This window comes from Microcystis sp. M109S1 (assembly GCF_020247025.1).
Lineage (GTDB): Bacteria > Cyanobacteriota > Cyanobacteriia > Cyanobacteriales > Microcystaceae > Microcystis.
In genome coordinates, this window is sequence record NZ_JADBRW010000130.1 from 1 (window position 1) to 6,602 (window position 6,602).

The window sequence follows — 6,602 nt, forward strand, 5'->3', positions numbered from 1 at the left end:
GTCAGTCTGTAGAGCGACCATAAGACCAGAACAGAGTAAATCTGTTAAGGCAGGTGCGAAACCCCGCAAGGGAAAGAAGCAGAAACCTAAATCGTGAGGTTTGGGAATCACCGTCCGTTTACGGCGGTGAGGATGTCAAAACGACAAATTAATAGTAACTGCCAGATTTGCGATGATGGATGGCGGTTAAACCCTGGTGTAAAACCTTGCCTTTTTCTGCGATCGCATAAAGCAGCCAATGATCACCGCACTCCATTCGTTGTTCTACCCGACATTCCAGATAAGCGAGCGCTTCGGCCAAAATCGGCCCACCGTTCTCAGCTTTAGTGGTTTCGATATTAGCAAAACGATCCTCTCCGGGGGCAAAAGGTTTAAGAAAATGCTTCATTAAAGCCAAATGTTGACCTTCTTGGAGGATATTAAGGACAAAAGGCGTACCGCTATAAAGCAGAGACTCGATCGCTCGTTCTTTCGCCACGGCAATAGTCAATCCGGGGGGGGTGAACGTCGCTTGCGACACCCAAGAAGCTAACATGGCGCCGCGCAATTCTCCCAATTCGCAGGTGACGATACAGAGAGAACCCACCAAACGTCCCAGAGCTTGCGATCGCCGATCGCTTTGGGATTGGTTAACATTAGTTTTTGGTTGTCTGCTTTTGCGAGCTTTTTTGACTGCTTGAGCGAAATCGGTTCCCGCTTCCTCACAGGTCTTTAAAATTGCCTCCGTCGGCTTAAATTTAACCCGAATTGGCTCAAAACCGAAGCGATAACCGCCATCCCGGAATTTACTTTCCAAAAGATCGATCGCTTCACCACTCCAACCGTAGGAGCCAAAAACCCCCACCAGCTTGCTTTTATCGCCATTTGCCAGGGTAATCCCCAAGGCGGTTTGGATGGGAGTCGGTGCGTGTCCTCCCAGAGTGGGGGAACCAAAGATAAAACCGACACTTTTTTCGATCGCCGTTTTGATCTCGTCTGGTTCGGCGGACTCGGCATTAATCGCCGTGACTGCTACTCCCGCTTTCGTGATCCCCATGGCGATCGCTTGAGCGAGGGTGGCGGTGTTGCCGTAGGCACTAGCATAAATCAGGGCGATTGTCAACTCTTGGGACTTTTGTACTGCTAACCATTGTTGATAGGAAAGGGTCAATTCGTGCATCGCGTAACGCACCAGAGGACCGTGACCAACGGCATAAAATAAGGGCGATTTAGCGGCTAATTTCTCCAAAGCGTTGCTAATTTGGCTGGCATAGGGAGCCATCAGACAATCAAAATAATAACGCCGATCTTCGTTATAAACTGTCCAACCCTCATCAAAAATTTGGTCGCCACAAACGTGCGCCCCGAATAATTTATCGGTGTAGAGAATATCAGTTTTGCTGTCGTAGGTACAGAGTTGATCGGGAAATCTGGGGTTAGGAGTGGGGATAAATTCTAATTGATGGTTTGCTCCTAAATTTAATATTTCTTCCCCCTTGACAACGAACAGATTTAATGCTTCGGTTTCGAGAATTTTTTTCAGGGAAATTGCCCCTGGATTAGAACAAACAAAAGTGACTTGAGGAGCGATTTCTAAAAGTGCCTTGAGGGTAACGGCACGATTGGGGTTAACGTGACCGAGAATAATATAATCAATGGTTTTCGGATCGATTCTTTTAGTTAAAGCCTCTAAAAATATAGCCGAGAATGATTCCCCCGGTGGATCAAAAAGAGCGACTTTTTCACTTTTAATCAAATAACTATTGGCAGTGGTTCCCTTTTGTAATCCGTATTCAATCTCGAATTTTAACCGGTCCCAAGTGCGGGAACGAAAGACAAAAGTATCGACGGCAATAGGTGCTACTTGTACATCTCTCGGTTTGACAATTGCATTATTCATAATCTTAGTTACCAGTTATCAGTTAAGTAGTCAATTAGTTAAGCGGCAACTTGAGGCTGTGATCATTTTTTACTAGGCAAGTTTGGCATCAAAGTCAACACTTGATTTTTGACTAAATACAGCCTTTTATCGCTGGGGACGAGTGGGGAAATTTATAGGTTATCTTGCCAGCCGGAAGGACATCAATATCTAAAGTACACTATCTCTGGGAATAAACCTAGCTTCTAGCAATTTGCTCGCGGGTAACGATACTCCTCTGGGGGGATTTGCCAGTCTATTGAGAAATTCTAAAGGGAAGGTGATCCCCAGAAGCGAGGTGCTAGTCTGAGGAAAACCCTGCTCTCTCCCTATCAGGCAAAGTTTTTATGAGCTATCAGCACTCGTCTTTTGACTGCACTAGCGCCAATTTTGAGAAAGCCGCTTTGACTCATTTTCGCGCTCTTGTGGCTTTTTTACCAGATAATTGCCGTGTTTACCGACAAACTTGGGAATTTTCTACGGTTCTCTGTCTCGATTTTCTAGCCTGTTTGCAGGGACTAGCAATCACCCGTCAAAATTTCGCCCATCTAGTTAATGTGACACAAGAACTGAGTTTAGGTCAAGCAATTATTTTGAAAGTAGGCAATAAAATCGTTGAGTGGCATCGTTTAAGCTAAGATTTCAATTTTCGACAATCCCAACAGTCTAGAAAAAAATCGGCTCTCTCTGTTCTTTCTGTCTCTGTGGTTGATCTTTAACGCTGCTGACATAACCCAATAAAAATGTAGATTGTCGGCTATTCTAGAACCGTTTAAGTCTAGAAAAAGCCCCGATAATTTGACCAAGGCTAATACCACCATCATTAGTGGGAACAGTTTGCTGCCAGTAGGGTTGAAATCCCGAAGCTTGTAAGCGATTAATTGTTCTTTCCGTCAGATAACGATTTTGAAAGCAGCCTCCCGTCAAGAGAATTTTTTCTCTGCCTATTTTGTGAGCAATTTCTACAATAATCTCACTTAAACTATTATGAAATTTAGCGGCAATTATGCCGATTTGTCCTTGTTTTTCTAAATCCTCAACAACTCCTAAAATTATCTGATTCCAATCAATAACTATGGGTGAGTCGGCGGACAAAGAAAAATTGTAATATTCCTCCGTTTTAATGCTCTCAAGGGCAAATTCTAACTGCATTGCTGCTTGTCCCTCAAAACTTAATTGATAACATAAACCTAGAATCGCCGCCACACCATCAAACAAACGCCCGACACTAGAAGTTAAAGGACAATTAATTTTTTTTGTTAACATTTGCCTAAAAATCGACCATTCCTGTTCACTAAAAGCTGATTTTATCCTAGCCGTATTTTCCATAACTTCTAGTAATCCTAAAGCCACTCGTCTGGGTTCTTTAACCGCTTTTTCTCCTCCCAGTAATGGCCAGGGTTTAAAATGGGCGACTCGCTGCCAAGAATCGGCAGTGATATAGATAAATTCCCCTCCCCAAATTGTGCCGTCTAAACCGTATCCTGTTCCATCCCAAGCAACCCCTAAAACCGGAGGTTGTAGCTGATGTTCTGCCATGCAGGATAAAACGTGAGCGTAATGGTGTTGAATGGGAATAACGGGTAAATTTAAACTATAAGCGTACTTGGTCGCTAGATATTCAGGATGGGCATCACAGGCGATAATTTCCGGTACAAACTCGTATAATTTTTTTAAACTATCGAGAATATTTTCAAAGTGATTGACAGCATTAACCGTATCTAAATCGCCGATATGTTGACTGATAAAAACTTGATTTTTTTGATAGATAGCCACGGTATTTTTAAAATAACTTCCCACGGCCAGAATCGGAGGAAAATCTCCATCATTAACTTTAACGGGAAAGGGAGCATATCCCCGCGCCCGCCGCAAAATCATCGCTTTTCCCGCCATTTCCCTGATAATAGAGTCATCCACTGGTCGAACAATGGGACGATTATGAACTAGAAAAAAATCGGCGATTGTTCCCAATTTTTCTAAAGCTTCTTTTTCCTCAATACAGATAGGTTCATCGGCTAGATTACCACTGGTTGCTACAATAGGAAAGCCTAATTCTGCTAATAAAAGATGATGTAGGGGAGTATAGGGTAACATGACTCCTAGATAGGGATTACCTGGAGAAACGGCAGCAGAAAGATAATTTTTTCTTTGTTTAATCAGGACAATTGCCGCTGCAGGAGACTGCAATAATTGCGATTCTAAAGAAGATACATAACCATGCTTTTTCACTAACTCAAGATTAGGATACATCACGGCAAAAGGCTTATCCGGTCGCTGTTTGCGTTGTCGCAATTTTTGCACTGCTTCCGTATTTCTCGCATCGACAACTAGGTGAAATCCTCCTAACCCTTTGATCGCCATAATTTTTCCCTGTTCAATTGCTCTAGCAGTAGCGATTAAAGCTTGATCTTTTTCCGCTAATACACATCCTTGACTATCTAAAAGACTAATTTGGGGTCCGCAACGAGGACAGGCATTCGGTTGGGCATGAAAACGGCGATCCAGAGGGTTTTCGTATTCCCTTTGACATTCGGGACACTGATTAAAACCCCTCATAGTTGTGGCACTGCGATCATAGGGTAAACTCTCGATAATACTGTAGCGAGGACCGCAGTTAGTGCAGTTAGTAAAAGGATAGCGATAACGACGATTATTCGGGTCAAAAATATCGGCTAAACAATCGGGACAAGTGGCTAAATCGGGCAGAACAATTGTATTTTTTTCACCGCCGCTGCTAGGACGTATGCTAAAGTTTTGATAACCGACGGGATTTAACCATTGAGTCTCAATATTTTCAATTAGCGATCGAGGTGGTTTTTCTAAAGATAATCGAGTCAAAAAAGTTTCTAGTTTGTCTCGATTGCCCTCGACTTCAATAAAAACTCCCGCTGCTGTGTTATTCACCCAACCGGCTAAGTTTAATTCCGTTGCTAATCGATAAACAAAAGGACGAAAACCGACCCCTTGTACTGCTCCGCGCACAATTAAAGCTAATCGCTGATCGGATTGATTGATCTGATTATTCATAAAAATTTAACGGGGAAATCATCAAATTCATCCCTGATTACTTTTCCCGTTATACTAAACTTTCACTAATCACCCGACAGCATTCTTCCACACTGGCCCTTTTTTCCATAGCTATCACTAAAGCTTGATAGGCAGTCTGTTGTTTTTCTAAAAGAGTTTTTGCCTGTAATAAACTCCAGCGCTCTTTTTGGGCATAATTATTCTCGGAAACCCCCGCTAATTTTAAGGCCGATTGCAGATAAAATCGATCGCTTTCTCCCCCTTCCGCTTTACCATAAACTAAGGTTTCGGCAGCAATTCCCGCCATCCACACCGTAGAAATTCGCTCTAAAAAAGCAGGAAAATCGCTAAAATTCTTGACTTTTTGCTCTAAATCTGCTAGGTCAAATTGAACACCGCCGACTCCCTCCTGGCCTTGACGAAAGGCTTCCCAAGCGGTCAAACTATAACCAGCGATCGGAATGCCTAAAATATAAGCGGTGAGAAAATGCCCGGCTTCGTGGTGAATAACTCTTTGACGGTGTTTACTAGGAGAAAGAGCATCCAGTAGTAAAGTCACGCCCCGGTTATTAAAGGTGAGAGTATCAACGGTAACTAATCCCAAGAGGCTAAGAGTAGCCAAAGCGGGAACAAAAGGCGAAATAGACAGCAAAGGAGTGACAAACACGGAAAGAGTGATCGAAAAAACGGTAATCGCGATCAGATTTAAAGCTGTCTGTTCCATAAAAATTGATAAAAATATACAAATGCTTAATACTATGTTACATTCCCTAGTTTTATTTTCCCCGAATTAACCAACCAATTACCCCACCCACAAAAGCAGTCACAATCGATATACCGATCTGTTTCCAGTTTTTTACCTCGCCAATTTTTTCAGCTAAATCGGGAATTTTTCCCACGGATACCTCGATCAGTTTCACTCTTTCATTTAAACCCGTGATTTTTGCGTCTAAAGTCCTGATTTCTCCCTTAATTTCCATCTGTCCTATCTCCAAGACCTGAATTTCTCTTTTGATCTCTCCGACACTATTCTCGATCGCTTTTTGTCCATTCTCCAAAGAGGTTAAACGAGTTTCGATCGCTTTTTGTCCACTCTCCAAAGAGGTTAAACGAGTTTCGATCGCTTTTTGTCCACTGATAATCAAATCTTCTAACCTTTTTAGGTCATTTTCCGTAAAAGCCGTCATCAGCTAAACTCCTAATAGATTAATTTTTTCTCGTCTTGAGATTGGGTCGATCGTTGACTAATTTAATTATGGAGTCAAAATCAAACTGTTACCCATTGATAGTTCTAGGTTCAACGCGGCAATAGGTATTTAGCGTAATAGGGAAATTTCAGCTAAATCCCCCACTTCCCCACTTCCCCTTTACCATAAATAAACATTATTGTTTGCCTGTATGGATAACTTTTATTGATGAATATCGATCGCACTATGCAAGAGGCAATAGGGATTTAGGGTGATAGGGAAATTTCCAGCTAAATCCCCCACCTCCCCATCTCTCCTTTACCATAAATAAACATTATTGTTTTCCTATATAGATAGGGTCTGCTGAATAAATCTAAAAACCTTGTTGGGTAAGACTTTTAGACTTTTTGTCAATCAAAAAGTACCAGGCATGGGAGTGATCAGGGGGAAAATTCAGGTACTTTTTCCCTGAAAATTAGGTAGTTGACCAC

At 42.3% G+C, this 6,602-nt stretch carries 5 protein-coding genes; 1 reads left to right on the plus strand and 4 read right to left on the minus strand.

The window, feature by feature from the left end:
- Positions 1-148: 148 nt before the first annotated feature.
- Positions 149-1,879 carry a diflavin flavoprotein gene (locus tag IM322_RS06220; RefSeq protein ID WP_287675507.1) on the minus strand — a complete coding sequence of 577 codons (1,731 nt, stop codon included), beginning with the start codon at positions 1,877-1,879 and terminating at the stop codon, positions 149-151.
- A 365-nt stretch (positions 1,880-2,244) separates the two neighbouring features.
- On the opposite strand from IM322_RS06220, the gene IM322_RS06225 reads away from it, so the two are divergent.
- Complete coding sequence (locus IM322_RS06225; protein WP_287675508.1) at positions 2,245-2,535, plus strand: hypothetical protein; 291 nt, start codon at positions 2,245-2,247, stop codon at positions 2,533-2,535.
- Between the two features lie 124 nt (positions 2,536-2,659).
- On the opposite strand, the gene hypF is transcribed toward IM322_RS06225, so the two are convergent.
- Genes hypF through IM322_RS06240 form a run of 3 tightly spaced genes read right to left on the minus strand, consistent with a single transcriptional unit; the run spans position 2,660 to position 6,111 of the window.
- Positions 2,660-4,924, minus strand: a complete 2,265-nt coding sequence (gene hypF / locus IM322_RS06230) for a carbamoyltransferase HypF (RefSeq protein WP_287675509.1) — start codon at positions 4,922-4,924, stop codon at positions 2,660-2,662.
- Between the two features lie 49 nt (positions 4,925-4,973).
- On the minus strand, positions 4,974-5,648 hold the full coding sequence (locus IM322_RS06235) for an ATP-dependent Zn protease (protein ID WP_286827035.1): 675 nt from the start codon (positions 5,646-5,648) through the stop codon (positions 4,974-4,976).
- Positions 5,649-5,700: 52 nt separating this feature from the next.
- Positions 5,701-6,111: a coiled-coil domain-containing protein gene (locus tag IM322_RS06240; RefSeq protein WP_287675510.1), complete on the minus strand. Its 411-nt coding sequence runs from the start codon at positions 6,109-6,111 to the stop codon at positions 5,701-5,703.
- Positions 6,112-6,602: the final 491 nt, after the last annotated feature.